Source organism: Type-D symbiont of Plautia stali (genome assembly GCF_001485335.1).
GTDB classification, from domain to species: Bacteria; Pseudomonadota; Gammaproteobacteria; order Enterobacterales; family Enterobacteriaceae; genus Pantoea; species Pantoea vagans_C.
On the sequence record NZ_BBOC01000054.1, the window covers coordinates 12,063 to 38,380 of the forward strand.

Annotated in this window: 31 protein-coding genes and 1 pseudogene; 13 read left to right on the forward strand and 19 right to left on the reverse strand. The window is 52.5% G+C overall.

Annotated features, from left to right (window positions below):
* The first annotated feature begins 7 nt into the window (after nt 1-7).
* The 5 genes from lolC (at nt 8) to pepT (ending at nt 5,475) form a co-directional block, all read left to right on the forward strand.
* Nucleotides 8-1,207, forward strand: a complete 1,200-nt coding sequence (gene lolC / locus PSSD_RS16860) for a lipoprotein-releasing ABC transporter permease subunit LolC (protein ID WP_058973020.1) — start codon at nt 8-10, stop codon at nt 1,205-1,207.
* Nucleotides 1,200-1,901, forward strand: a complete 702-nt coding sequence (lolD, locus tag PSSD_RS16865) for a lipoprotein-releasing ABC transporter ATP-binding protein LolD (protein WP_039330660.1) — start codon at nt 1,200-1,202, stop codon at nt 1,899-1,901. The genes lolC and lolD overlap by 8 nt, the downstream gene beginning before the upstream one ends.
* The gene (gene lolE, locus PSSD_RS16870) at nt 1,901-3,145 is read left to right on the forward strand and encodes a lipoprotein-releasing ABC transporter permease subunit LolE (RefSeq protein WP_039330658.1); all 1,245 of its coding nucleotides are present in this window, start codon (nt 1,901-1,903) and stop codon (nt 3,143-3,145) included. The genes lolD and lolE overlap by 1 nt, the downstream gene beginning before the upstream one ends.
* A gap of 148 nt (nt 3,146-3,293) precedes the next feature.
* Nucleotides 3,294-4,127 carry a Sir2 family NAD+-dependent deacetylase gene (gene cobB, locus PSSD_RS16875; protein ID WP_058973021.1) on the forward strand — a complete coding sequence of 278 codons (834 nt, stop codon included), beginning with the start codon at nt 3,294-3,296 and terminating at the stop codon, nt 4,125-4,127.
* Between the two features lie 118 nt (nt 4,128-4,245).
* Nucleotides 4,246-5,475 carry a peptidase T gene (gene pepT, locus PSSD_RS16880; RefSeq protein WP_058973022.1) on the forward strand — a complete coding sequence of 410 codons (1,230 nt, stop codon included), beginning with the start codon at nt 4,246-4,248 and terminating at the stop codon, nt 5,473-5,475.
* Between the two features lie 275 nt (nt 5,476-5,750).
* On the opposite strand, the gene PSSD_RS16885 is transcribed toward pepT, so the two are convergent.
* The 8 genes from PSSD_RS16885 to rluE all read right to left on the reverse strand — a co-directional run bounded on the left by PSSD_RS16885 (nt 5,751) and on the right by rluE (nt 13,641).
* Nucleotides 5,751-6,872, reverse strand: a complete 1,122-nt coding sequence (locus PSSD_RS16885) for a ribosomal protein uL16 3-hydroxylase (protein WP_039330653.1) — start codon at nt 6,870-6,872, stop codon at nt 5,751-5,753.
* Nucleotides 6,873-6,929: 57 nt separating this feature from the next.
* On the reverse strand, nt 6,930-8,390 hold the full coding sequence (gene phoQ, locus PSSD_RS16890; protein WP_039330651.1) for a two-component system sensor histidine kinase PhoQ: 1,461 nt from the start codon (nt 8,388-8,390) through the stop codon (nt 6,930-6,932).
* A 3-nt stretch (nt 8,391-8,393) separates the two neighbouring features.
* Nucleotides 8,394-9,062 carry a two-component system response regulator PhoP gene (phoP, locus tag PSSD_RS16895; protein ID WP_039330649.1) on the reverse strand — a complete coding sequence of 223 codons (669 nt, stop codon included), beginning with the start codon at nt 9,060-9,062 and terminating at the stop codon, nt 8,394-8,396.
* 145 nt (nt 9,063-9,207) lie between these two features.
* Nucleotides 9,208-10,578 carry an adenylosuccinate lyase gene (gene purB, locus PSSD_RS16900; protein ID WP_039330648.1) on the reverse strand — a complete coding sequence of 457 codons (1,371 nt, stop codon included), beginning with the start codon at nt 10,576-10,578 and terminating at the stop codon, nt 9,208-9,210.
* A 44-nt stretch (nt 10,579-10,622) separates the two neighbouring features.
* Nucleotides 10,623-11,264 (reverse strand): high frequency lysogenization protein HflD, encoded by a 642-nt coding sequence (gene hflD, locus PSSD_RS16905; RefSeq protein WP_058973023.1) that lies wholly within the window; start codon nt 11,262-11,264, stop codon nt 10,623-10,625.
* Between the two features lie 35 nt (nt 11,265-11,299).
* On the reverse strand, nt 11,300-12,412 hold the full coding sequence (mnmA, locus tag PSSD_RS16910) for a tRNA 2-thiouridine(34) synthase MnmA (protein ID WP_058973024.1): 1,113 nt from the start codon (nt 12,410-12,412) through the stop codon (nt 11,300-11,302).
* 42 nt (nt 12,413-12,454) lie between these two features.
* Nucleotides 12,455-12,928 carry an NUDIX domain-containing protein gene (locus PSSD_RS16915; RefSeq protein WP_039330642.1) on the reverse strand — a complete coding sequence of 158 codons (474 nt, stop codon included), beginning with the start codon at nt 12,926-12,928 and terminating at the stop codon, nt 12,455-12,457.
* Between the two features lie 44 nt (nt 12,929-12,972).
* Nucleotides 12,973-13,641, reverse strand: a complete 669-nt coding sequence (gene rluE / locus PSSD_RS16920; RefSeq protein WP_072214987.1) for a 23S rRNA pseudouridine(2457) synthase RluE — start codon at nt 13,639-13,641, stop codon at nt 12,973-12,975.
* Between the two features lie 101 nt (nt 13,642-13,742).
* Between rluE and icd the strand changes: the two genes are divergently transcribed.
* Nucleotides 13,743-14,993, forward strand: coding sequence for an NADP-dependent isocitrate dehydrogenase (gene icd / locus PSSD_RS16925; RefSeq protein WP_039330638.1), 1,251 nt, complete (start codon nt 13,743-13,745; stop codon nt 14,991-14,993).
* A gap of 64 nt (nt 14,994-15,057) precedes the next feature.
* Here the strand turns inward: icd and PSSD_RS16930 are convergent, their stop codons facing one another.
* The 6 genes and pseudogenes from PSSD_RS16930 to PSSD_RS16955 form a co-directional block, all read right to left on the reverse strand.
* Nucleotides 15,058-16,575, reverse strand: a complete 1,518-nt coding sequence (locus PSSD_RS16930) for a hypothetical protein (RefSeq protein WP_058973026.1) — start codon at nt 16,573-16,575, stop codon at nt 15,058-15,060.
* On the reverse strand, nt 16,569-17,495 hold the full coding sequence (locus PSSD_RS16935) for a glycosyltransferase family 2 protein (RefSeq protein WP_058973027.1): 927 nt from the start codon (nt 17,493-17,495) through the stop codon (nt 16,569-16,571). The genes PSSD_RS16930 and PSSD_RS16935 overlap by 7 nt, the downstream gene beginning before the upstream one ends.
* A complete protein-coding gene (locus tag PSSD_RS16940) occupies nt 17,492-17,851 on the reverse strand; it encodes a GtrA family protein (protein WP_058973031.1) in 360 nt (119 codons plus the stop codon). The genes PSSD_RS16935 and PSSD_RS16940 overlap by 4 nt, the downstream gene beginning before the upstream one ends.
* A 210-nt stretch (nt 17,852-18,061) precedes the next feature.
* Nucleotides 18,062-19,317: pseudogene (locus tag PSSD_RS16945) on the reverse strand (mechanosensitive ion channel family protein).
* Between the two features lie 89 nt (nt 19,318-19,406).
* Nucleotides 19,407-19,802, reverse strand: a complete 396-nt coding sequence (locus PSSD_RS16950; protein WP_039330634.1) for a type II toxin-antitoxin system HicB family antitoxin — start codon at nt 19,800-19,802, stop codon at nt 19,407-19,409.
* Nucleotides 19,803-19,829: 27 nt separating this feature from the next.
* Complete coding sequence (locus tag PSSD_RS16955) at nt 19,830-20,021, reverse strand: type II toxin-antitoxin system HicA family toxin (protein ID WP_058973028.1); 192 nt, start codon at nt 20,019-20,021, stop codon at nt 19,830-19,832.
* Between the two features lie 267 nt (nt 20,022-20,288).
* Between PSSD_RS16955 and PSSD_RS16960 the strand changes: the two genes are divergently transcribed.
* Together PSSD_RS16960 and PSSD_RS16965 are read left to right on the forward strand one after the other, a co-directional pair.
* Nucleotides 20,289-20,486, forward strand: coding sequence for a DUF6404 family protein (locus tag PSSD_RS16960; protein ID WP_058973029.1), 198 nt, complete (start codon nt 20,289-20,291; stop codon nt 20,484-20,486).
* A gap of 99 nt (nt 20,487-20,585) precedes the next feature.
* Nucleotides 20,586-20,786 carry a hypothetical protein gene (locus PSSD_RS16965; protein WP_039330628.1) on the forward strand — a complete coding sequence of 67 codons (201 nt, stop codon included), beginning with the start codon at nt 20,586-20,588 and terminating at the stop codon, nt 20,784-20,786.
* Nucleotides 20,787-20,814: 28 nt separating this feature from the next.
* Here PSSD_RS16965 and PSSD_RS16970 read toward each other — a convergent pair whose 3' ends face one another.
* A complete protein-coding gene (locus tag PSSD_RS16970; RefSeq protein ID WP_039330626.1) occupies nt 20,815-21,063 on the reverse strand; it encodes a DUF883 family protein in 249 nt (82 codons plus the stop codon).
* Between the two features lie 176 nt (nt 21,064-21,239).
* On the opposite strand from PSSD_RS16970, the gene PSSD_RS16975 reads away from it, so the two are divergent.
* Nucleotides 21,240-21,446, forward strand: a complete 207-nt coding sequence (locus tag PSSD_RS16975) for a DUF2767 family protein (protein WP_034822002.1) — start codon at nt 21,240-21,242, stop codon at nt 21,444-21,446.
* A gap of 13 nt (nt 21,447-21,459) precedes the next feature.
* Here PSSD_RS16975 and PSSD_RS16980 read toward each other — a convergent pair whose 3' ends face one another.
* Together PSSD_RS16980 and PSSD_RS16985 are read right to left on the reverse strand one after the other, a co-directional pair.
* Nucleotides 21,460-22,011, reverse strand: coding sequence for a hypothetical protein (locus tag PSSD_RS16980; RefSeq protein WP_039330617.1), 552 nt, complete (start codon nt 22,009-22,011; stop codon nt 21,460-21,462).
* A 60-nt stretch (nt 22,012-22,071) separates the two neighbouring features.
* Nucleotides 22,072-22,404: a hypothetical protein gene (locus tag PSSD_RS16985; RefSeq protein ID WP_058973030.1), complete on the reverse strand. Its 333-nt coding sequence runs from the start codon at nt 22,402-22,404 to the stop codon at nt 22,072-22,074.
* Between the two features lie 202 nt (nt 22,405-22,606).
* On the opposite strand from PSSD_RS16985, the gene PSSD_RS16990 reads away from it, so the two are divergent.
* The 3 genes from PSSD_RS16990 to PSSD_RS17000 all read left to right on the forward strand — a co-directional run bounded on the left by PSSD_RS16990 (nt 22,607) and on the right by PSSD_RS17000 (nt 23,702).
* Nucleotides 22,607-22,786: a hypothetical protein gene (locus tag PSSD_RS16990; RefSeq protein ID WP_039330614.1), complete on the forward strand. Its 180-nt coding sequence runs from the start codon at nt 22,607-22,609 to the stop codon at nt 22,784-22,786.
* 178 nt (nt 22,787-22,964) lie between these two features.
* Nucleotides 22,965-23,186: a YgdI/YgdR family lipoprotein gene (locus PSSD_RS16995; RefSeq protein WP_039330613.1), complete on the forward strand. Its 222-nt coding sequence runs from the start codon at nt 22,965-22,967 to the stop codon at nt 23,184-23,186.
* Between the two features lie 132 nt (nt 23,187-23,318).
* Nucleotides 23,319-23,702, forward strand: a complete 384-nt coding sequence (locus PSSD_RS17000; RefSeq protein WP_039330612.1) for a hypothetical protein — start codon at nt 23,319-23,321, stop codon at nt 23,700-23,702.
* Between the two features lie 19 nt (nt 23,703-23,721).
* Here PSSD_RS17000 and PSSD_RS17005 read toward each other — a convergent pair whose 3' ends face one another.
* Both PSSD_RS17005 and ldcA read right to left on the reverse strand, forming a co-directional pair.
* On the reverse strand, nt 23,722-24,384 hold the full coding sequence (locus PSSD_RS17005; RefSeq protein ID WP_039330611.1) for an MBL fold metallo-hydrolase: 663 nt from the start codon (nt 24,382-24,384) through the stop codon (nt 23,722-23,724).
* A 23-nt stretch (nt 24,385-24,407) separates the two neighbouring features.
* Nucleotides 24,408-25,331 carry a muramoyltetrapeptide carboxypeptidase gene (gene ldcA / locus PSSD_RS17010; RefSeq protein ID WP_039330609.1) on the reverse strand — a complete coding sequence of 308 codons (924 nt, stop codon included), beginning with the start codon at nt 25,329-25,331 and terminating at the stop codon, nt 24,408-24,410.
* Nucleotides 25,332-25,494: 163 nt separating this feature from the next.
* On the opposite strand from ldcA, the gene emtA reads away from it, so the two are divergent.
* Nucleotides 25,495-26,124 (forward strand): membrane-bound lytic murein transglycosylase EmtA, encoded by a 630-nt coding sequence (gene emtA / locus PSSD_RS17015; RefSeq protein WP_072214989.1) that lies wholly within the window; start codon nt 25,495-25,497, stop codon nt 26,122-26,124.
* Nucleotides 26,125-26,318: the final 194 nt, after the last annotated feature.

Below are 26,318 nucleotides of genomic sequence, written 5' to 3' on the forward strand. Positions count from 1 at the left end.
GGATCTCATGTATCAACCAGTCGCGTTATTCATCGGTTTGCGCTACATGCGTGGACGTGCCTCAGACCGCTTTGGTCGCTTTGTCTCCTGGCTTTCGACCATCGGCATCACGCTCGGCGTGCTGGCGCTGGTCACCGTATTGTCAGTGATGAACGGTTTCGAGCGTGAGCTGGAGGGCAATATCCTCGGCCTGATGCCGCAAGCGCTGGTGACCAGCGATAAAGGCAGCATCAATCCGCAGCAGATCCCTGCGCAGGACCTCAAATTGCAAGGTGTGACGCGCATGGCGCCGCTCACCACCGCGGATGTGGTGTTGCAAAGTGCGCGCAATGTTTCTGTCGGCGTGATGCTGGGCATCAACCCTGACGAACAGGACCCGCTGACGCCGTATCTCGTCAATACCCAGCAGAGCGTGCTGCAACCCGGCCAATATAACGTCATCATCGGTGAACAACTGGCGTCCCAGCTGGCGGTGAAACGCGGCGACCAGCTGCGTTTGATGGTGCCTTCAGTCAGTCAGTTCACGCCAGTAGGGCGTCTGCCAAGCCAGCGAATCTTTACCGTTGCCGGGACCTATGCGGCCAACAGTGAGGTGGATGGCTACCAGATTCTGGTTAACCAGCAGGACGCCTCACGCGTGATGCGCTATCCGCTGGGTAACATTACGGGCTGGCGTTTATGGCTGGAAAAGCCGCTGAACATTGATGCGTTCAGTGAACAGCATTTGCCCGATGGGCTAACAATGAAAGACTGGCGCGAGCGTAAGGGTGATCTTTTCCAGGCGGTACGCATGGAGAAGAACATGATGGGGTTACTTCTGAGTCTGATCATCGCGGTGGCGGCGTTTAATATCATTACTTCGCTCGGCCTGTTGATCATGGAAAAGCAGGGCGAAGTGGCGATTCTGCAAACCCAAGGCTTGACCCGTAGGCAGATTGTGGCGGTGTTTATGGTGCAGGGTGCCAGTGCGGGCATTATCGGTACCTTACTCGGCACGCTGCTGGGGGTGTTGCTCGCCAGCCAGCTTAACAATTTAATGCCGGTCATTGGCCTGTTCCTGGACGGCGCCGCGCTGCCGGTGGACATCAATGTCTGGCAGGTGGTTACCATTGCGCTGGTCTCTATGATCGTGGCGCTGCTCTCTACCCTTTATCCGTCATGGCGCGCTGCCGCCGTACAACCCGCTGAGGCTTTACGTTATGAGTAATACCCCTTTGTTGCAGTGTCGTGACCTGTGCAAACGCTATCAGGAAGGCAGCGTGCAGACCGATGTGCTGCGCAATGTGGCTTTTAGCCTGCAGCCAGGTGAACTGACCGCCATCGTTGGCAGTTCGGGTTCGGGTAAAAGTACCTTACTGCATCTGCTGGGTGGCCTGGATGCGCCAACCTCAGGTGATGTGGTGTTTGATGGCAAGTCACTGAACGCCATGTCTTCTTCTGCCAAAGCTGAACTGCGCAACCGCGAGCTGGGCTTTATTTATCAGTTCCATCATCTGCTGCCTGATTTCAGCGCGCTGGAAAATGTGGCGATGCCACTGCTGATTGGCAAAACCGGTAAAGATGAAGCCGCCTCACGCGCGCGTGAAATGCTGGCGGCCGTAGGGCTGGAAAAACGTGCCGCGCACCGTCCATCTGAGCTATCAGGCGGGGAACGTCAGCGTGTGGCGATTGCGCGTGCGCTGGTGAATCGTCCGCGTCTGGTGATGGCCGATGAGCCGACAGGTAACCTCGATGCGCGCAATGCAGATGCGATTTTTGAACTGCTTGGCGAACTCAACGTCCAGCAGGGCACGGCATTTTTAGTGGTAACGCACGATCTCAACCTGGCTAAGCGTCTCAGCCGCCAGATGGAGATGCGAGACGGTCAGTTGAACGACCAACTGACGTTGGGAGCGATCTAATGGCTTCATCATTATCCCTGTTGCTCGGACTGCGGTTTAGCCGCGGTCGGCGACGTGGTGGCATGGTCTCGCTGATCTCCATCATCTCCACCATTGGCATCGCATTAGGCGTGGCGGTATTGATCATTGGCCTGAGTGCCATGAACGGTTTCGAACGCGAACTGAACAAACGCATCCTGGCTGTGGTACCGCACGGGGAGATCGAGCCCGTGAATCAGCCATTCCGCAACTGGCAGCCGATGATCGCGCCGATTGAAAAAGTCCCTGGCATTGCGGCGGCGGCACCGTACGTCAACTTTACCGGTTTGATCGAAAGCGGGGCGAAAATGCAGGCGCTGCAGGTGAAGGGCGTCGATCCGCAGCAGGAATCGCGTCTTAGCGCGCTGCCGAGCTTTGTGGACGGTGATGCCTGGCAACAGTTCGCCGCGGGTAAACAGCAAATCATTCTCGGTGGAGGCATTGCGAAATCGCTGAACGTGAAGCAGGGCGACTGGATCACCATCATGATCCCCAACAACGACGGTGAGAACAAGCTGCTGCAGCCGAAGCGTATTCGCTTGCAGGTTTCAGGCATTCTCCAGCTTAGCGGCATGCTCGATCACAGCCTGGCACTGGTTCCCTTGGGTGATGCGCAGAAGTATCTGGACATGGGCGACAGCGTCAGCGGGATTGCGCTGAAAATGAGCGATCCGTTCCAGGCACAGAAACTGGTGCGCGATGCCGGTGAAGTGACACACTCTTATGTCTACATCAAAAGCTGGATCGGCACTTATGGCTATATGTACCGCGATATCCAGATGATCCGCGCCATCATGTATCTGGCGATGGTGCTGGTGATTGGTGTGGCCTGTTTCAACATCGTCTCGACGCTGGTGATGGCCGTCAAAGATAAGAGCAGTGATATTGCGGTGCTGCGTACTCTGGGTGCTAAAGATGGTCTGATCCGCGCTATCTTTATCTGGTATGGCTTACTGGCTGGGCTGCTCGGCAGCATCAGCGGTGTGGTGGTTGGGGTGCTGGTGGCACTTAACCTTACGCCGATTATCCGCGGCCTGGAGCATCTGACCGGACACCAGTTACTGGCCGGGGATATCTATTTCATTGATTTCCTGCCCTCTGAACTGCACTGGCTTGACGTGATTTCGGTGCTGGTGACGGCGATTGTGCTCAGTTTGATCGCCAGTTGGTATCCGGCACGACGTGCCAGCCGTATCGATCCTGCACGCGTACTCAGTGGTCAGTAAAGCGATAAACGCAGCCGCCCTCGCGGCTGCGCACATTTTCAGCATCAGTGGCATGCAGCCGTCATGCGTAGCCGCTATTATCGGGAACCATTAACCCGAACAAAACACCCGACGTGCAGCGTTAACCGCCGCAGATTAAGGAGCCTTTATGCGCATACCGCGCCGACGCCTACGACTCGCCCGCGACAAGAAAAACCGCCGCAAAGTGCATCAGCGCTTTCGCCAGCGCATCTTTGAACGCGATCGCAAAGCTGAACTGGCTGCGCATCCGCAACCGCGCGTGGTGGTGCTGACGGGAGCGGGCATCTCCGCCGAATCCGGGATTCGCACATTCCGTGCCGCTGACGGACTCTGGGAAGATCATCGGGTGGAAGATGTGGCGACACCGGAAGGGTTTCATCGCGACCCCGCATTGGTGCAAGGGTTTTACAATTCGCGCCGTCGTCAATTGCAGCAGCCAGAGATCCAGCCGAATGCCGCTCATAAAGCGCTGGCAGAGATGGAGCAGGTGCTAGGTGATAACTTCCTGCTGGTGACGCAAAACATCGACAACCTGCACGAGCGTGCGGGCAGCCAACGCGTGCTGCATATGCATGGCGAGCTACTAAAAGTGCGCTGTGAGAGCAGCGGTCAGGTGTTGGACTGGACTGAAGATGTCACGCCAGACGATCGCTGCACCTGCTGCCAGTTTCCGGCGAGGCTGCGCCCACATGTGGTGTGGTTTGGTGAAATGCCGTTGGGCATGGAAGAGATTTATCAGGCAATTGAGAAAGCGAATCTGTTTATCGCGATTGGCACCTCTGGCCATGTCTATCCGGCGGCCGGTTTTGTGCATGAAGCAAAACTGCAAGGTGCTCACACCGTTGAACTCAATCTGGAACCGAGCCAGGTCGGCAATGAGTTCGCGGAAAGCCACTACGGCTTGGCCAGCGAAGTGGTGCCGGAGTTTGTGCATACCTTTTTACGCGGACTTTATAAGTAGGCTGTATCCGGTTAAGCAATTCGCGCTGAGAACGCTAACCTAAGGGATAATGATTTGACGCAACATGGCGGGCTTAAAGCGCCATGATAATAACGCAGGTTCTTTAGAGGGATGACAAATGGATCAATTACTTGAGCGTTTTCTCAGTTATGTGGCAGTAGAAACTCAGTCAAAACCGCAGGCGCGACAGGTACCCAGCAGTGAAGGGCAGTGGACGCTGGCGCGCCAGTTACAAGAAGAGCTGATTGCACTGGGATTCGTCGATGTCTCCCTGAGCGATCATTGTTGCGTGATGGGTACGTTGCCCGCCAACGTTGACTGGCCGACCCCGGTGATTGGTTTTATCTCGCATATGGATACCTCACCGGACTTTACCGCTAAAAACGTCAATCCGCAGATTATCGAAAATTACCGTGGTGGTGACATTGCGCTGGGCAATGGCGATGAGATTTTATCACCGGTGATGTTCCCCATCCTGCATAAGCTGATTGGTCATACGCTGATTACCACCGATGGCAAGACATTGCTTGGGGCGGATGACAAAGCCGGCATCGCTGAAATCATGACGGCCATGGCGCGTCTGACGAAAGGGGATATTCCCCACGGCGCGATCCGCGTGGCGTTCACCCCCGATGAAGAAATTGGACGCGGAACCTCGCATTTTGATGTGGAAGGTTTTGCCGCCGATTGGGCCTACACCGTGGATGGCAGTGACCTCGGTGAATTTGAGTTTGAAAACTTCAATGCCGCCACCGTGATGGTGAAAATCACCGGCAACAATGTGCATCCCGGCAGCGCGAAAAACGTGATGGTCAACTCTCTGGACCTGGCGATGCGTTTCCATGCGGAATTGCCTGCCAAGGAAAAACCGCAGTTCACCGATGGCTACGAAGGCTTTTTCCACCTGCACACCATTAAGGGAACGGTGGAACACGCTGAGTTGATGTATCTGATCCGTGATTTTGACGCCGACAGCTATGAGCAGCGCAAAAAAATGATGGAAGAGATCGGGCAGCGTATCAGCAAAGGTTTGCCGAATGAGTGCGGCGTGAAAGTGGAAATCAGCGACAGCTATCGCAACATGCGCGAGAAGGTGGAACCGCATCCGCAAATTATTGAGCTGGCACTGCAGGCGATTCGTGATTGCGGCATCGAGCCGGTGGTGAAGCCGATTCGCGGAGGAACCGATGGTTCAGCACTGTCATGGAAAGGACTGCCGTGCCCGAATCTGTTCACTGGCGGATATAACTATCACGGTAAACACGAGTTCGCATCATTGAATGTGATGTCGCAAGCAGTAGACGTGATTGTGCGCTTGTCGGCGCTGGCAGCAGAAAAGAAAGAGTAGTAAATAGGCCTGCACCGCAGTAACGCTTGTCCTTTAAGCCCTTGGCGGACGCCATGGATGGCGCAACACGGGTCACTTAAACGCTTTGTGGTCGCCATAAATGGCAACCCTACGACGAACGTGCGGGGTTTACGTAGTGTGCGCATTTATGCGCACTTGGTCTTTCCTCAGCACGTTCTGTAGCGGCGCAATTTATTGCGCATTCAACAGCAGTGCCGTTGCCAAAATGCACGATGAATCGCGCCGCTACAATCAGTGCCATGGCAAGCTATCTATTACTCACCAAAAAACCAATACCCGCTATTCACAAGCGCGGCAAGCTGCGCCAGCAGAGAAGGATCATCCAGCGCATCGCCAAAATCTTCCAGCGTCAGCACCTGATTATGCGCCAGTGCAGCCAGCACTTCAGGATGGCTGCATGCCACGCGTTCGCCATTCACAAACACGCCATCGCCGAGGGTCAGCACGCGCAGCCCACCGAGACGCGTCAGCGCATCGCCTTGCTGCAACGCATCATAAATCTCGTCAGGTTGGTACGGCGGTTCAGGTGGCGCGATATCCAGCTCGTGGCGTGACTGGGAAATGAACTCACCAAACCACTGTTCAAACTGTTCCGGCTGATTGATCACATCCAGCATCACCTGGCGAATGCCCTCTACTTCGGAAGGCAGGATCTGCGACGGGCAATCACGTGAGGGCACATCCGGATCGCTGAAGCGATAGCTGCCTAACTCATGCGCCAACATAAAGTCGGCAAAACCACTGATCAATTCACGGCCGTTGGGCGCGCGGAAGCCAACCGAGTAGTTGATGGCATTTTCCAGCGAATACCCTTCATGCGGGAATCCTGGCGGAATATAAAGAATATCGCCGGGTTCCATCTCTTCGTCGATGATGGCGTCGAAAGGCTCAACCTGCAGCAAATCGGGATGCGGACAGTGCTGTTTCATCGGCACTTTCTCGCCCACACGCCAGCGACGACGACCGGTGCCCTGAATGATAAACACATCATACTGATCGAAGTGGGGACCCACGCCACCGCCTGGAACGGCGAAGGAGATCATCAGATCGTCGATGCGCCAGTCAGGCAGAAAACGGAATGGGCGCATCAGCGCAGCAGAGGGTTCATGCCAGTGGTTGACGGCCTGAACCAGCAAAGACCAGTTACTTTCGCCTAAATGATCATAGCTTTCGAACGGACCGTGGCTGACCTGCCATTTACCGTTGTGATGGCTGACAAGGCGGCTATCCACCTCGTTTTCCATTGCCAGACCAGCAAGCTCATCAGGAGAAATAGGATCAATAAAGTTTTTAAAACCACGTTTAAGCACCACTGGGCGTTTTTGCCAGTAGCGCTGAATAAAGTCGGGCCAGTTGATGTCGAGCTGATAGTCCATACGAGTGTTCCGGTTAGGGCCATGAATGCTGCCAAGTATAACAGCCCGCAGCCCTTTCTACTCGCGGTGATGTTCAACTTCCTGACGCTGGAAAATCACTTCCATGCGCGCACCGCCCAGTGGGCTGGTGGTAGCGATCACCTGGCCAGCGTACTGTTCGAGGATGTCTCGCACCACCGCCAGGCCCAAGCCCTGTCCGGGGCGTAAGGTATCAGCGCGCTGACCACGTAAAAAGATCAGGTCGCGTTTGCTCTCAGGAATGCCGGGACCATCATCATCGATAAACAGATGCAGGGCTTTATCAGTTTGCCGTGCGCTAACCTCAATAAATTCGAGGCAGTATTTGCAGGCGTTATCCAACACGTTGCCGAGCACTTCCATAAAATCATTCTGATCGCCGATAAAGGTCAGCTCTGGCGAGATATCCAGCGTGATGTCGACCCCTTTGCGCTGATAAACCTTGTTCAAGGCAGAGCACAGGCTATCGAGCAAGGCCGAAACTGAGTGCAGATCGCGTTGCAGTGGGTTGTGGTCAGCCTGCATGCTGGCGCGATGCAGGTAGTAACCGATTTGCTGCGAAATACGGCTGATTTGCTCCAGCATCACCGGTTCTGCCTGCTCCACAGTCAGCTCTTTTCCGCTGCGCAGTGAGCGTAGCGTACTTTGCAGCACCGCCAGTGGCGTTTTCAGGCTGTGGGTTAAATCCGACAGCGTGGTGCGATAGCGCGTGTAGCGCTGACGCTCATTGGTCAGTAGCAGGTTGAGGTTACGCACAAGGCTGCGTAACTCCTGCGGTGGATTATCATCAAGATTTTCACGATGCCCGGTTTCGAGTTCACGGACTTGCGTTGTCAGATGACCGATAGGACGCAAACTCCAGTGCGCAGCCAGCCACAACAGTGGAATAACCAACAGCAGGTTGGCCGCCAGCACATAGCTAAACCATGACCACACCACGTCAGAGTGCTGAAGTTCTTGTGGGATCGAATCCACGACGACAATGGTCAACGCTGGCAGATTAGTGGTGGCATCGTAGCGGTTCACCGCAACAGAGTGGGTGAAGGTGTCGTTGTTATCACTATCCAACTGCTGAAGCCGCTCTTTCACCTCGGAGTTGTTACCGATGGCCGCCAGACTGGTGCGATTGGTGGTGTCGATTTCATAGAAATCGGGCTTCAGCAGCCATTCACGACGGATATTGTTACGGATGTCGGGCACGTCGCGTTGTTGCCACAGCAATTTACCGTGCTCATCGTAGATAAACACCAGCGTCGGGAAGTTCAGTGTCATGCGTTCGGGTTGCGCAATGGTGAGCTTATTGTTCTGCCATTGTGCGAGGGTAAAGAACAGGTTGCTCTCACCACGCATCACGCGATAAGTGTTTTTATCAAAGCTCACCACATAACCGACCACCGCCACCATGCCGTAGGAAAGCGACAGAAACAGGACGATGGCGGCTGTTGCCAGCAAAAAGCGAGCACGTAAAGAGAAGGGGCGTTGACGGCGTAACCAATTCATAAATCAGAGATCAAATCGATAGCCCTGGCCGCGCACGGTGTTAATCACTTCGGTCGGATGGAGCGCGAGAATTTTTTTGCGCAGACGCCCCATCAAGACATCAATGGTGTGACTTTCACGCAGTTCGGCATCGGGATAGAGTTGCAGCATCAGCGAGTCTTTGCTGACCACTTTTCCGGCATTGCGGATCAGCGTTTCCACGATGGTGTATTCAAAAGCGGTCAGTTTGACGGGCTCATCATTTACCGTGACTTCACGGCGAGACAGGTCAACCTGGAACGGCGGCATGGAGATGATCTGCGAGGCGTGCCCGCTGTTACGACGCATCAATGCCTGCAGGCGAGCCGCGACTTCTTCAATATGGAAAGGCTTGGTGACATAGTCATCGGCACCGGCTTCCAGCGCTTCGACTTTGGCCTGCCAGCCTTCACGCGCGGTTAATACCAGAATCGGCTGACGGATGGCATCACCGCGCCAGCGGCGAATTAATGACATGCCATCTTCATCGGGCAGACCTAAATCGACAAGTGCAATGTCGGGAATGTGTTCCTGAAGGAAATAGTCGGCTTCTTTCGCATCTTCGGCGGCATCCACCTGGTGGCCCATCTCACGTAACTGCACAGCGAGGTGATGGCGCAGCAGTGCATTATCTTCCACAACCAGAACACGCATAGTATTTCCTTACCTTCAAACTCAGTGATGATGGCAAGAGTATATGCGAAGCGAATTAAACAGCATAACAACGCTTGCCCGTCATGCGTCTGCAGTAGGGCAAGATTGTCACAGCAGGGGCGGCCAGATGACCGCCCGCAGAGGATTACTTCAGATCATCAACCATCTGGATAGCACGGCCGAGGTAATTGGCTGGTGTCATCTGCTTCAGACGCGCTTTTTCCTCTTCCGGCATCTCAAGACTGTCGATAAACGCCTGCATACCGGCGGCATCCACGCGCTTGCCACGCGTCAGCTCTTTCAACTTCTCGTAAGGCTTCTCAATTCCGTAGCGACGCATCACGGTCTGAATCGGCTCTGCCAGTACTTCCCAGTTATGATCCAGTTCATCTAACAGACGATCGCGGTTCACTTCCAGTTTAGAGATACCTTTCAGGGTGGCCTGATAGGCGATCAGTGAATAGCCCACGCCGACACCGAGGTTACGCAGCACGGTGGAGTCGGTGAGGTCACGCTGCCAGCGGGAAACCGGCAGTTTGCTGGCCAAGTGTTGCATCATCGCGTTGGCCAGACCGAGGTTGCCTTCAGAGTTCTCGAAGTCAATCGGGTTCACTTTGTGTGGCATGGTAGAAGAACCGATTTCACCGGCAATGGTTTTTTGCTTGAAGTGGTTCAGCGCAACGTAACCCCAGATATCACGGTCGAAGTCGATCAGAATGGTGTTGAAACGTGCGATGCAATCGAACAATTCAGCGATGTAATCGTGTGGCTCGATCTGCGTGGTGTACGGGTTCCAGGTGATACCCAGAGAGGTCACGAACTGCTCGCTCAGCTGGTGCCAGTCCACTTCCGGATAAGCGGCGATGTGGGCGTTATAGTTACCGACCGCGCCGTTGATTTTACCCAGCACTTCGATCTTACCTAACTGGCGCAGCTGGCGCTCCATGCGGTAAGCGACGTTAGCCATCTCTTTACCCATGGTTGACGGGGTGGCTGGCTGACCGTGCGTGCGAGACAGCAGCGGAATATCACGGTACTCGTGCGCCAGACCTTTCACCGCATCGATGATTTTGTTCCAGAACGGCACGATAACATCGCGGCGTGCCGTTTCCAGCATCAGCGCATGCGACAGGTTATTGATGTCTTCGGAAGTACAAGCGAAGTGGATGAACTCGGAAACCGCGTGCAGCGCAGCAACATCGGCCACTTTCTCTTTCAGGAAATACTCAACCGCTTTCACGTCGTGGTTGGTGGTACGTTCAATGGTTTTAATGCGCGCAGCATCTTCTTCGCTGAAATTAGCGACAATCGCATCAAGGAAAGCGTTTGCGTCAGCATCAAATGCAGGAACTTCCTTGATCTCTGCGGTCGCGGCCAGTTTCTGTAACCAGCGAACTTCAACCTCAACGCGGAATTTCAGCAAACCGTATTCGCTGAAAATGGCGCGCAGTGGGCTGACTTTATCGCCGTAACGACCATCGACAGGTGAGACGGCGGTCAGAGAGGATAATTCCATCAGTGCAACTCCTGAATCGTTAACAATTAAGGGCAGGGCGGCGCTTAATACGCCGGGCCCAGCCGGGATAAAATGGTTTTGGCTTCACGCAGCAAACGCTGGCGTGAGAACATCAGCTGCAGGCGGCCACCGCCAACCTGCTGCCACAACACGGCAGCGCGAATACCGGCCAGCAGCGTGGCGCGGACTTTGCTCTGCACTTGCGAATTCTGTAAAACCTGTGGCGAACCTGTCACCTGGATACGCGGGCCTAATGGACTGATCACATCGACATAAATGCCTGCCATCGCGCTGGTGATGGTGTCTGACTCCAGTTCATAATGCGCCAACTGGCGATCGAGTTGACTAATACGCTGTGCCAGCGTGTTCAGCGCCGACTTGTTACTCTCCAGCTTGCGCTCCAGCACCATCATGCTCAGGGTGTAACGCGTCAGTTCAGCGCCCGCACCCTGACGACTGCCGCTATTCAGCACCGCCATCAGTGTTTCTAATCCCAAATGCAGATTGGCTTCATCGTTACCGAAGACGGCAAGCGTCGAACCGGGATTAAGATCCAACAAACTGCGCAGTGACACATTCAGCGCGGCAGTGTTGCAGTTTCCTTGATGCGCTAACTGCTGCACCAAATGGGCGGCCTGGCAAACACCCGCTAACGCGAGCGTAATCTCATAATAGTTCTTAGCCACGCTTAACTCCTGTCATCGCGTCGGCAGCGCCGACCTTAGGCTTCTGCCAGTGGCAGGCGCTGTTCAATGATGCCGCCGCCGAGGCAAACATCACCCAGATAAAATACGGCCGATTGGCCTGGCGTGACGGCCGCAACCGGCTCGTCAAAACGCACTTCGATACGGTCTTCTGCCAGCGGAATAATCTGGCAAGGAATATCGGTCTGGCGATAGCGGGTTTTCACCGTGCAACGCAGCGGTGCGGTGATGGGCTGGCGATCAACCCAGTGCAGTTGCTGCGCAATCAAGCCAACAGACATCAGACGCGGATGATCGCCGCCTTGGGCGACCACCAGTCGGTTGCGCGCCACGTCTTTATCCACGACATACCAAGGGTCATCATTGCTCTCTTTACGGCCACCGATGCCCAAACCTTTGCGCTGACCCAAGGTGTGATACATCAGGCCCTGGTGCTCACCGACAATTTCACCGTCAACGGTTTCGATTTCACCTGGCTGCGCGGGCAAATAACGGCCAAGGAAGTCGCGGAATTTTCGCTCACCAATGAAACAGATACCGGTGGAGTCTTTTTTCTTCGCGGTGATTAAATCCAGTTCTTCTGCGATACGGCGAACTTCTGGCTTCTCCAGCTCACCAACCGGGAACAGGCTTTGCGCGATCTGCTGGTGGCTCAGGGTGTAAAGGAAGTAGCTCTGATCTTTATTGCCGTCGAGGCCTCGCAGTAACTGGCTGGTGCCGTCGACATCGGCGCGGCGCACGTAGTGGCCGGTGGCGATGAAATCGGCCCCGAGATCGTCTGCGGCAAACTCCAGAAAGGCTTTAAATTTGATCTCTTTGTTGCACAGAATATCAGGGTTCGGTGTACGACCCGCTTTGTACTCTTCAAGGAAGTGCTCGAAGACGTTATCCCAGTACTCAGCCGCGAAGTTGATTTTGTGCAGTTTGATGCCGAGTTTGTCACACACGGCTTGTGCGTCAGCCAGATCATCTGCGGCGGTGCAATACTCCTCACCGTCGTCCTCCTCCCAGTTCTTCATGAACAGGCCTTCAACCTGATAGCCCTGCTGTTGCAGTAACCAGGCGGATACGGAAGAATCGACGCCGCCGGACATCCCGACGATCACTTTTTTCTGGCTGTTGTCAGACATGACACACTCTATGATTACGATAAAAACAGGCGGCGCATTCTATCATGCAGAAGCCGGGCGCGCACCCTCGTGAAAAGGCCACTGGAACGGCGCGACCAGTTGCAGCGGATAACGCTCACCTTGTTGCCACAATCTTACGCTCTCGGCGACCAGCGGTGAACGCAGACGATTAGCTGTGAGAATCTGCTCTGGCGGCAGCCACCAGCAGCAATCGATGTCACGATCGTGTGGGGAGGTCTCGCATTTTTCGGGCAGATCAAGGCCAAAGAGGAAACGCACAAAAGGTGTATCGTCCGGGGCGATCCACTGCTGGACGCCGAGGAAATACTCCGGTTTCGCGTCTATGCCGGTTTCTTCAAACAGTTCGCGCTGGGCGGCTTCGATAATGGTTTCGTCTGCTTCCAGGTGTCCAGCGGGCTGGTTCCAGGTGATGCGGCCGTGGACGCGCTCCTCAACCACCAGTAACTCACCTTGTGCCTGCACAATACAGGCCACGGTTACATGAGGTTTAAACATCCTTCCTCCGAATTTGTTAACTAAAAGTTATTAAAAAATTCAGTTTAGACTGACGACTCGACTTCGCACCACGCGCCGCAGGCTAAGTCGCCCAAACTGTATCCACCCATCGCATAGCGAATCAGGCGCAGGGTCGGAAAGCCAATATGTGCGGTCATCCGACGCACCTGGCGGTTACGGCCTTCATATAAAGTGATTTTTAACCAACAGGTTGGAATTGCTTTGCGCTCGCGGATCGGCGGTTGGCGCGACCATAACCACGCTGGCTCATCCACCAACTCCACGCCAGCGGGCAGCGTGGGGCCATCATTCAATGTCACGCCGCTGCGTAATGGGGATAAATCTGATTCCTGCGGTACACCTTCCACCTGAACGTAATAGATTTTTCCGGTGCGTTTGCCCGGTTGTGTCAACTGCGCCTGCAGCGCGCCGTCGTTGGTCAGGACCAGTAACCCTTCGCTGTCACGATCGAGTCGGCCTGCGGCATAGACGTCACTAACGGGAATGAAATCCTTCAGCGTGCGGCGGCCCGCCTCATCGCTGAACTGCGGTAAGACATCGAAAGGTTTGTTAAAGAGTATGACGCGGCGCGGCCCTTTTGGACGCGCGTCTCGGCGCACGGGCTTGCGTGCGGCGGTGTCTGGACGTTTATCCTGGTGAATTCGTTGAGAAGTTTTTCGCATGGTCTTTGCAGTCGGAAACAATCGGCGCATTATAGCGCGAAACGACGGTGATTGGCGTAGCGTAAATATTCAAGTAGTATTGACCCGCATCTTACAAATCATTAACAAAAAATCGCTCGAAGGAGAGGTTGATGGAAAGCAAAGTAGTTGTTCCGGCGGAAGGTCAAAAAATCACCCTGGATCAGGGCAAACTGAACGTTCCGAATAACCCAGTCATTCCTTATATCGAAGGTGATGGCATCGGCGTTGATGTTTCCCCTGTCATGCTGAAAGTGGTTGATGCCGCTGTGAAGAAAGCCTACAACGGCGAGCGTAAAATTTCCTGGATGGAAATTTATACTGGTGAGAAATCAGTAGAACTTTACGGTCAGGATGTCTGGCTGCCGCAAGAAACCCTCGATTTAATCAAAGAATATCGCGTTGCCATCAAAGGCCCGCTGACGACCCCAGTCGGTGGCGGTATTCGTTCTCTGAACGTTGCGCTGCGTCAGGAGCTGGATCTGTACGTGTGTCTGCGTCCGGTTCGCTACTACACGGGTACACCAAGCCCAGTTAAGCGTCCAGAAGATACCGATATGGTGATCTTCCGCGAAAACTCTGAAGATATCTATGCAGGTATCGAGTGGAAAGCGGGCACGCCAGAAGCGGATAAAGTGATCAAGTTCCTGCGCGAAGAGATGGGCGTGAAGAAAATTCGCTTCCCTGAGCAGTGTGGTATCGGCGTGAAGCCGTGCTCTGAAGAGGGCACCAAACGTCTGGTCCGCGCAGCAGTTGAGTACACCATCACCAACGATCGTGATTCTCTGACCCTGGTCCACAAAGGCAACATCATGAAGTTCACCGAAGGTTCTTTCAAAGACTGGGGCTACCAGTTGGTGAAAGAAGAGTTCGGCGGCGAGTTGATCGATGGCGGCCCATGGATGAAGTTCAAGAATCCGAACACCGGCAAAGAGATCATCGTTAAAGACGTGATCGCAGATGCCTTCCTGCAGCAGATCCTGTTGCGTCCAGCAGAATACGACGTTATCGCTTGTATGAACCTGAACGGTGACTATATTTCTGATGCCCTGGCGGCACAGGTTGGCGGTATCGGTATCGCACCTGGCGCAAACATCGGTGACGAGTGCGCTCTGTTCGAAGCCACCCACGGTACTGCACCTAAGTACGCCGGTCAGGATAAAGTGAACCCAGGTTCAGTTATCCTGTCAGCTGAAATGATGCTGCGTCACCTGGAGTGGTTCGAAGCCGCAGACCTGATTGTTAAAGGCATGGAAGGCGCAATCGCCGCTAAGACCGTGACCTATGACTTCGAGCGTCTGATGGATGGCGCTAAACTGCTGAAATGTTCAGAGTTTGGTGACGCGATCATCGCTAATATGTAATTTGCCTTCAGGCAGAATGCATAACGGGAGCCAATAGGCTCCCGTTTTTTTTCGTTACTTCGAATTAATTAAACGTAATTCTGTGGTTATAAATAAAGAAAGTCATCCCGGCGAAAGTTTGTACTTCATCGGGCTCACCAAGCTGCTGACGAATAGCTGATAAACGTCGGTTAGCTTCACTGTTTGCATCTGACGTTGCAATAGCGGGAATGGATACAAACTGTCTTTCAGGTGATTGCGCAATAAACGCTGGCTGTAACCATGAGCGCAGTGTTTGCCCGCGTGAGCTGGAGAACATGATCTGATAATTGTCCTCCCACAGAACGGGGGTGATATGAATTTTGTTATCTGAAAGCCAGTTAACGTTATTGGACAGCTTCCAGAAATCGCCGTAGCCAAAAGTCAGATCGTGTTGCTGCAGGAACGCGATATACGCTCTGGTTTGTGCTTCATTGTCCGCGAAGGGGCCAGTATTTTTATACCAGGAGTAGCCTGAAGAGGCTAAGAATAAGGCTAAGATGCAGCCAATAAACATATTCCCCTTAAAAGATAACCGAAGAGCAACCAGCATCATGACGAAACAAAATGCATTGACAAAGAAGCGTGCACTGCCCTCATAAGGCATATCATAACCGATGATAAACGAGGTTATGATGGCCGCGATACTGAGGAAAGCAAAGAGGGCAATAAAACGTGCCTTTTCACCTTTATTCCAGCAAATTACCATCGCATGAAGAAAGAGAGCCACCCAAAGTATCAGCGACACGGCATAGGCAATACTGTTATCGATAAAGAACAGATTCAATCCACGACCCAGGATATGCACTACCCACTCTGCATTAATGAACCACTGATCCACGGACACAAGGGTAAAACGTTGCACAGGGATATGTAACCAGCGCGGTACTGCATGAATCATGGTGAAGATAAATGCGATCAGGAAGATTGCCGTGGCCTTTTTACTGATGGTTTTATTCCATGAGAAATAAAAATGAACCAGTAACAGCGGCAAGAAGAAGGTGGCAGCAAACCAGGGATCTGAAACGGCAGACAGTATCGATATCAAGCTATACAGCAGCACCATGCCAGTAGAACGTTTTTGCAAGTTGAAGAAGCAAAGGGTGAAAACCAGTACGCCAAAAAATTGGGTGGAATAATGTGAAAAGGGATGCGCGATAAAACCGCTGACGTAGCAATATGCGGGTAAGCACACAATCAAGATGGGCGCTAATATAAAGGTGTTTTTGCGATTTGCCCCGTTATTGACCGCCGCAATCAGTAATGGAGTAAGGAAAACAAAGAACACCGTGGATAAGGTGAGAGCAAATCGACCATCATCCGACAGCAAGGTAAAGAAGATAAAATTCACCGGATAAACGGTAAAGTACCAGTTGTCTGGGGTCGGGAGCCAGTCACGGAAGATGGAAAACCCCTCATTGAGGAAGGCACGCCATACAATCGGGCTGTTTGCTACATCAGGCTCATACGGGAAATAACGAAAAGTTAAGAACCATGAGACTGCTAGCGTAAATAGCGTGATGGCTATCCAGGCTATTTTTTGCGAGCGTGGCGCATTTAGCATTTTTTATTCCCTTTAATACTCTTAATTAAGTAACGTGGTCTTTGTTTACTCTCAATGTAAATTCTGCCGATATATTCGCCAAGTACACCGATACCGATCAACTGCACACCCCCAAGGAAGAGGATGGAAACCAGCAAGGAAGGGTAGCCTGCAACGGGATTTCCCCACACCAATTTATCGATAACCATCCATATGCCATAAATGAATGACAGTGCAGCGACGGTAAAGCCGATGTAAGTCCACATCCGCAGCGGAAACGTTGAGAAACTGGTCAGTCCCTCAAGTGCGAGGTTCCATAATTTCCAGCCATTGAATTTTGTTGTGCCGCTGATGCGTTCTGAACGCGCATATTCAACAATCGCTGTTTCACCTTCCACCCAGCTGAGAAGACCTTTCATAAAAAGGTTTCTTTCCTGTAACTGTTTTATGTTCTCAACGGTTTCGCGCGACAGGAGTCTGAAATCACCCACGTTCTCTTCAATTTTGGGATGGCTAATCTTATTGTGAAGACGATAAAACCATTCCGCTGTTTTACGCTTGAAATTAGTGTCGCTACTTCGGTCACTGCGCTTTGCCAGCACTACCGACCAGCCTTCCTGCCATTTGGCGATCATGTCTGGGATGATTTCAATCGGATCCTGCAAATCGACGTCAATCGGGATCACCGCATCGCCGTTAGCATGTTCAAGCCCAGCCAGCAATGCTGCCTCTTTGCCAAAGTTTCTCACAAAACTGATCGCGTTAACGGCTGAGTCAGCATCTGATAACGCGTTGATAATGCGTTCGGTAGCATCTTTGCTGCCATCATTGATAAAAATTATCTCAATCTCATACTGGCTGAGTTTTTCTTTAACGGCGCGGTAAAAAATAGGTATCGCGTCCTCTTCATTGAAAACAGGGACCACCAGAGAAATTTTCACTTTTTAATCCTGAAAACGATGAAGCGTGAGTAGAAAAAACCGGCCAGCAAACTTAGCAGAGAGAAGAAAATAAGCGTAACCAGCGGGTTGATGGCGAACCGGTCGGCAGCCCGACCCACTCCCAAAGCGAGTGCTCCCATAAAAACGACATAAAGCAGATATCTTAAATGGGTAGCCTGGGTATTGAAGGTCCAGCGGGCATTGGCAAAGAAAGAGAAGGTAACGGCAACGCAAAAAGCGAGGAAATTTGCCAGCGACTGCGGCGAGCCCAAGGCATATAGCAGGCCGAACAGTGCCCAATGTATGAGCGTATTGATCACTCCAATCGAAGAGTATCGCGCAAAAAGTTTTAGCATCATTGACGGTCAGTTAAATCCTGACAATAAATCGATTATTTTTGATTGCTCATCGGTGGCAAAGCTATCGCCGAATATAAGCAACAGTGAAATGAAGATAACAATCAGGGTGTTAATTGGGATAAATCTTACCAGAATTGAGGTAGGGAAAAAACTATCTGACTGGGCTGGTCGAGAAGTAGCAGACGCGGAAGCGCCTGCTAAGTCTGATTAGTGGCCGTCACTGTCATGCGAAAGTGATGATTTTTCCCGCGGCTGCGACAGCCGCCAAAAATCATGGCCAGTCGGATGCTGATACGTTCGCAGTGAGAACTGTGGCAGGATGGCGTAAATATATTCAAAGATCGCTGATTGTGAGTTCTCATAATCGACCCACAGCACCGATGAGGTGAAACAGTACACTTCGACGGGCAACCCTTCAGGTGAGGGCTTCATCGTGCGCACCACCAGGTACATGTCTTTCTTGATGTCATCACGCTGTGCCAGCCAGGCAGTCAGATATTTGCGAAATACCGTTAGGTTGGTCATGCCATTTTCCGCAAACCAGCGATCACCCACCACGCTGCTGTCACGTCCATCCATTAACGCCGACAGCTGTTCGTTCACGCCACGCACCTGACTCATCTGTTGCACCATCTCTTGATCGACAAAGCGAATTGAGGTCTGGTCAAGATGAAAACTGCGCATGATTCGGCGTGCCCCTGAGGCGAACATCGCTTGCCAGTTGGTGTAGGTTTCGGTCAGGAAGTTTTTCGTCGGTATACGCGAAAGCGTGTTATCCCAGTTACGAATGGTGATGGTGTGCAGCGCAATGTCGATCACTTCACCGCTGAGGCCGTTATCGGGCATTTCAATCCAGTCACCCAATTGCAGAACATCATTGGATGACACCTGAATATTTGCCACCAGCGAAAGTAAAGTATGTTGAAACACCAACATTAAGACCGCTGCTACTGCACCCAGACTGGAGATAATGATCACCGGCGATTTATTCGACATGATCGCCAGAATCATGATCGCCGAGATAATGTGCACCAGAATCTTACCGACCTGAATGTAGCCCTTGATGGAGTGGTTTTACGTTTTGATTTGCGGGAGTAGGAGTTATTAACGATCTCCAGTACTTCGGTAAAGAACAGCGAGAGATAAATAAAGAACAGGATGCCGCAGATGGTTTTTATCGCAATCTGCAAATGTTCGGGCAAATCCGGCATAAACTGCAGCAGATAATAAACCGTGATCACCGGGATAAAGTTGGACAGTTTCTCAGAAAGACGCACATCCTTATCTAACGGTACTTGATTTTTGTGTGCGCTGAAAAACACCTTGCGCACCACTTTCACCAGTAAGAATTTACAGATTAGATGGGTTACCAGACCGGCAATCACTAACAGCAGCAGGCTAAACGGGGTAGATAACAGGGAATTGCCTTCAATAAACTTCTGGATATCACTTAAATAATTCATTTCAACCACAGGCCTGACAACGTTGGCGGGAATTCAAACATATTCCTTCTAGGGACTATAAGCGACGCGTGCGCATTCTGGGTTTCAGCTCACGAATGCGACAGCGCTTTGCGTGCTGCTTCCGCCAGAAAGTGGCTGCGGCTGCTATAACGCGCATCATGACCCACAACACGATCAATCTTCTCGATTAACAGATGAGGCATGGTGATATTGATGCGCTCGGATTTACCGAGATAGCGCGTGATATCAATCTCCACATATATCCATATTCCCGGCTGAGGAAGGTTGTTCATCCACTGGTTCGAGGGCTCTGGGATCAACAGACCTTTTTCTGCCATTAATTCGAAGTGCGTGTGTAATGCGCTGTGTGCATCGTGCAGCGTCTGCTCCGGGGTGTCACCTGCAAAATAGCACCCGGTTACATCGGGGAAAAAACCGCTTGCGGAGCCATCAGCATCGATTTCTACAAAGGCGGGAAATAGCATAATCTCTCCTGCTGGGTGATGGGGCAATTAGTGCCGATCATTTAGGTTGGCGTCTTTCAGTATCTGCAGCAGGGTGCCTTTCTTAAGGTCCTTTTGCGGATGCGGCACCGTAATAAGGTGGACGAAATCAGGATGTGAGAATTGATGATGGCTACCCTTAATTCTCTCCAGAATCCATCCGTTGCGCTTCAACAGCTTTATCAACTCTGCGCTTTTCATGGCTGTCCTTGAATGGGGATTATACACACGATACACACCTTTGCAATCTGATTGGCACGTCATCGAGCGTGGTGATGGCCACACTAGCCATCTCGTAAAGGGAGTTGAATACCGCAAAGTCTCTCTGTGCGAGTTTGTTTCACGGAAAGTGGAGAGGCTCAGCAACACATTCAGTAAAACTTTGAAACAGTTAACACTCAGGCTTTATCAACCGTGCCTTTTGACGGTGAAACCGTTATCTTCAGCGCTTCAGATTCTGGAGGTGGTATGCAGGGTGTCATCAAGTTTGTAAAAGGCTGGTTGCTGTTTTCGCTGCTGTGGGGTGTATTCATGTGGTTTATGTCATGGCAAGCACAAGGGGAAGCAATCAGCATGGTGGTGGTGAAGAGCTTGTATGCGGGGCTGATTTATCAGGCACTCATGACCATGGTGGCGCGCTACAAAGCACGGCGTACCCAAGCCTGATTGCTCACATCTGCCCACACAGCTTTGCGTGATATTGACGCTAATTTGCACTCGCTCAGGCAATCTTAGCCGACGAAATCAGAGCGGGCGGTTGAAGAGATGGGTAGCAAATTTATCGTGGCGTGGTTTTTTCTGCTGGTTTCATTCGGCAGCTGTGCACAATTACCGAATATCCCTGTGAACATCACCTTTCACCATGGTCGTCATCTGGATGTGGAAAACAACACGGCTGATGTGGCTGAAACGCCAGACGAGCATATAAAGGAACGGCAGGACGACGTAGGGCACTCTCATTCATGACGGGGCCATGATGGCCCCCGAATTCAGTTTATTTTCTTCCCAACAGAAAACCGACAATGATGCCAATACTGGCCGCTACAGCGAGACCGGTGGCGGGATTTTCACGTACCGACTTCACCACACAATCTGCGGCATCTTGCACTGCGTAGCTGGCCTGCGCAGGGTAACGACGTGCTGCGCCACGGGCTTGATGTTTACGCGAACCGGTGACCTCACCGATTTTCTCTTCTACTGCACCCGCTGCTTCATTCAATTTTGCTTCCGCTTTTCCAGTCATAATGACTCCCTGATGGTTGTGAATGTTACGTTTCAGCGTAGTCACAGAATCTCAGTGCAGCAACTGAGACTCAGACCAGGTTGTAACAGCGGTTTGCAGGATGTGGGAATTCTGTCCAGGCTTGAAGGATAACCTGCGATGGCTATCACGCCAGCCAAATGGGTCCAGGGGGAACGATGAAACGCGATGTACTGAGTGAAGATGATTACGATGAAGTGTGCCGGGTCATTGGTGATGCCGTCATTGTTCTTTCCGAATGCGGCCATGAAACCAAGCGAGCAGAGATCACGGATTTATTGCAGCGCACCCGCCATCATCGCGCCCATGATGAACGTGATGAGCAACGTATGCTGGAACATGCGATTCGTCTGGTGAAACCTTAACGTCATCACGATATTAAGATTTGCCGCGATAGGCGGGGTACCAGGTCACTAAAAAATGGCGCAGATGGTCAAAACACCATTCAGCGTCTTCAGCCTGCTGGCAGTAATAGCGAACCGTGACTTTCTCATAGCGCATATGGCGCTGATGCAGTGGCGACCAGCCCCAATCAAGCACGGCGCGGGCATAGTTCACCAAAGTGCCACTCTGCATATTGTGTTGCTTCTCCTGGCGTCCGAGATAGAGTTCAAAAGCTTGGTCGAGACTTTGCGTCTCTTCACTGCTGCCGCTGGACAGTGCAGGGCGGAAGGCAATGTCAATAAAACCGCAAACACCGTCCTCGCGCTGTTGCCAGTCACAGGCCAGCGTCATAAACACGCCATCCTGCAAATTGACCTCTTCCAGTAAGCGACGCAAATTTTCGGAATGTTCTCCCGCTGCGATCTCATCAATCCGTTCGGTTTCTACCGTAAGGTCAAAACCACACGGATTCACCGAACCATCGGCGTTAGTGGTGGCGGGGAAGGGAAACTCGATATAGCCGTTATTATCCAGACTCTTTTCCATGATGCAGGTCCGCAGCGTGAGGAAGCCTGACAATAAACCATCTCGCACTGCTAAGCACGTTTAAGGACACGTCCAGGTAATCATGGTGTTCTGATAAGGATTAATTAGCCTGAACTGCTTATCGGACAGTCGTTGGGCGGTGAATCCCTCGGAGGTGATGGCAGACGGCACATACTGGAATCGATCGCTGGAGTGCAGGGTACCGCTTTTAACGGCCACACCATCCCGCGTCACCGTGAAGGCGCTAACCAAATCGAAAATACGCGCTTCCGTATGGCCCATCGACTGCCCATAAATGGTCGACACTTCGCCGGGGCAGTCGACACCTTTCGGCGTTGAACTACAGCCAGCCAGTAAAAATAAGAGGGTAAGTAACGCCGTGATTCGCAACATGATCCTGTCCTGGTTCGTTCCCTGGTTTGCAGTGGCCCATAAATGCGCACTGATACGCTGATCATAGCAGGTCTGGCGCCGCTTCCCATTTGTCATTTGCTTAATCGTTAAGCGGTAAGAATGTAAAGGGGTGACTTTGGTAGCAGATAAACGTTATTCTTGCCAGCGTTGCGCATCAGGTAAGCAAAACAAGGGCAAATCTATGAGAGAAGAAGAAGCCAGTTTAATGATTCTTCAACACGCGATCGACAAACTAGAAGCCGACAAGAAAAAGCAGGTAATGAACTGCGTAGCGGCCCTGCAAGAAGTGATGCAACGTTTCGACTCAGAAGCAGCGGGTCTGGCATTAATGCTGGTCGCTGCGCAGGTTGCGGCAGAGTAATCCCCAAGACAAACCTTTCTTCCCACCCGTTTGCGGTGGAAAATCCATGCAATATAGCTGCGCGTCAGTCGATATCGGCTGACGCGCAGCGATTGTGCAAATTCGCATTAGTCTTTCTCCTGGTTCACTTTCCTGTGGGTTGTGCTAAACCTGAGAGTGAATCCAAAAGGAGGATGAGATGAAAAAGACACTGTTATTGATTGGTACTTTTAGCCTCGGCCTAATGCTGGCGGGTTGTGCATCTGACCATGTAATCCATACCACTGACGGGCAAACCATCGTGGCGCAAGGCAAACCGGTGGTAGATGAAGATACCGGCATGATTACTTACAAAGATATTGATGGTAAGCAACAGCAAATAAACCGTAATCAAATCAAGGATATGAATTCGGTGAACTAACGTTTTTTCCTGATTCAATCCTGACTGGCCCGCATCTGGCGGGCCATTAAACGTCACTCTGCGCCATTCTGTGTTACGCTCCTCTCCACAAAATCCCAACAAAATCATCATCTAACCGCAGTGGAGAATCCCATGAAGGCGATAGCGATTGCCGTTGGCTTAGCGGCGTGCCATATCATGCCAGCCTGGAGCGATACCGAATTTCAAATCACCTGTCCTGGACGCGCGACCATGACTGTTTCCCGTGCGGAATACGGCTTAAGCACCCTGATGTGGCCGACGCGTCACTTCCAGATAGCCGCTGGACAACAGCGCACCAGTATAAAAGGTGGGGACAAGGTGGCCATTACGCGTTTTCGTAACGGCGATCAGCTGCTTGTGAACAAGGACAATGGCGATACGTTCTTTGTCTACGCCAATAGCGATAAGCTGCTGCCGTGTAATCGCACGGAAAAACGCGATACGGAGATCCTTTCACTGGAACGCTACGACGACAGCCAACGGCCTAACTCTTAACGGTCGCCTCAGCGTTATATCAAATCAGTTGCTGCTGGCGCAGATCCAGCGGCGACTGCTCCGCCTCATCAATCGCCGCCAGCCAGCCGGGCAAGTCCACCTTTGCCCAGGAGAGATGACCGCGCGTGGTACTCATTAGCACCACATCAGGTCGCAGCGCGCGGTAAAGCTCCAGTGACTGTTGCAGCTCCATGGGATTACTTTCCGGTACCAGCACGCTGATCCAACGGTTGTAATCGCAGGTCAGGGTATCACCCACAAACAGGTAGGTTTGTCCGAGTGGCGAGTGATAGAGAAAACTGCTGCTGCCAGGTGTATGGCCCGGCGTGGGCAGCAGATGAAAATCACCAAAGTGGGCTTCCTGTTGCGTAAAGGTCTCATCAGGTTCGATGATCAGGCTGACGGCACCCAGCGAACGGCTGTGGCAATAGAGCGCGCTGTTAAAGCGCTGCTGAATCGCCACCGCGCCGGGGGCGGCTTCATGCGAGTGCGTGAGGTAATGGCGAATCACGCCACCGGCATCATTGAGAAATTCATGATCCAGCGGGTGTTCAACCCGACCAATCAGCAAGTTACCGCGCGGGTGGCGCAGCATGAAGCCATGCATCATCACATCGCTTGCGGTTTCTTCTGCGGGAAATTCCGGCGTGGAGATCCACAAATCTTCGTACAGTGGCTTCAATGTCGGTCTCCTGCGGCAAGACGTTAGCGCAATGTCGGGTGGCCGGTGAAGGCGAGTTGGGCTTCGCCATTTTCAAGCTGTAAGGTGGCGCTGGCACCCAGTGGCAGCGTGACGGTATCGGCATCGTGACCAAATGCCAAATCGCTGATCACCGGGATTTGATACTGGTCGCGGATGCGCTGCCACACGGTGGCAAAGTCGAAGCCGTTGTCATAGGCCGACAGGGCAGTACTGGTAAAACTGCCGGTAATAACTGCCTGCTGACGCGCCAAAATACCGCTTTGTTGCAGCTGAATCAGCATGCGTTCGATACGGAAAGGGTGTTCGTTGACATCTTCAATCACCAAAATCCCGCCTTCAATCTGCGGCATCCATGGTGTACCGATCAGCGAACAGATCATCGCCAGATTGCCACCCCAGAGAGTGCCTTGCCAGCGGCCCACATCAGGACTGAGGCTGCGCCAGCCTATATTGACTGTAGGTGATGTCAGCGTTTGCCAAAAGTGCGACAGGGTAAATTCAGATAATGTCTCTGCGCCGAAATTTCCCGCCAGCATCGGTCCACTGAAGGTGATCAATCCAGTTTGCGCCAGTAGGGCGAGCTGGATGGCAGTGAAATCACTGTGACCGCAGAGTGCGATCGGTTGGTTGAGTAAATGACGTTGCAGGCCAACGTAGTCAATCTGGTCAAGTAACCGTGACGCGCCATAGCCGCCGCGCACGGCAAGAACGATATCAGGCAAAGTCTCTAACACGGCCAACTGATTCATATCATTCAGACGCTGTTCATCCTCGCCGGCAAATCGCTGGAAACGGCGCGTAATTGCGGAGAGGTTTTCCAGTTGGTGGCCTTCGGCCGTTAAACGACTTACGGCGCGTTGCGCAGCATCCTGATTATGGCAATAGCCGGAAGGGGCGATCAGACGAATGGAGCGAGAGGCGAGCATAGCGTTCATCCTGATATAAAGTGGCCTGCCGATGATGGCGAAATCCGTTACTGATGTCACGACAGCACAAGGTTTTTTACTTAATTAGGATAAACGGTAATTTTGCATTGCGCTGCGCCAGGTATGATAGCTTGCGCCAATCTTATTGCGGAACCAAAAATTAGTGAAAATTCGCCTACTTATGCTATCGGCGCTGTTGCTGGCTGGCTGTGCCAGCGAGCCGGAAAAAACGGTTGTACCCGAAAAAAATACGCCGTTAACCCAGGCGCCGCCGTCGAAAGTGAATGATGCATGGTCGATGTTTACCGAAGATGCCGCCAGTCATTATGGCGTTGATGAGAAGTTAATCAGCGCCATTATTAGTGTCGAATCGGGTGGGAATCCCACTGTGACCAGCCGTTCCAATGCCGTTGGCTTGATGCAGATTAAGGCGTCGACTGCGGGCCGAGCGGTCTATCGCACTCAAGGGCGTCATGGTCAGCCAACCTCTTCTGAGCTGCGCGATCCGGCGAAGAATATTGATATTGGTGCGGCTTACCTGAAGCTGTTGCAGGACTCCGAGTTGGCAGGAATTCGCAATCCACTGACGCTGCGTTATGCCACCATTGTCTCTTATGCTAACGGGGCGGGGGCACTGCTGCGCACCTTCTCACGTAACCGTGACCGGGCTATTGCCATGATCAACGCCATGACGCCAGATGAGTTTTATCAGCACGTGCAGGATAAACATCCGGCAGCGCAGGCCCCGCGTTACTTGTGGAAAGTCACCACCGCGTACCGCACCATTGGTTAACAGGTCCTGGTGCGCATCAATGCGCACTCTACGAAAGCACACCACCCACGGTAGGGTCGCCATTCATTGCGTAATGCTTGTCGGTTAAGCGGCTGACGATAACGCAGGCTGGTGCCGCACCGGGGCTGGCGGTCCTCGCGCCGCTGACGCGGTGCCTTCACTTCACTCGTCTGCCTTAACGGACCGGTGCCGAT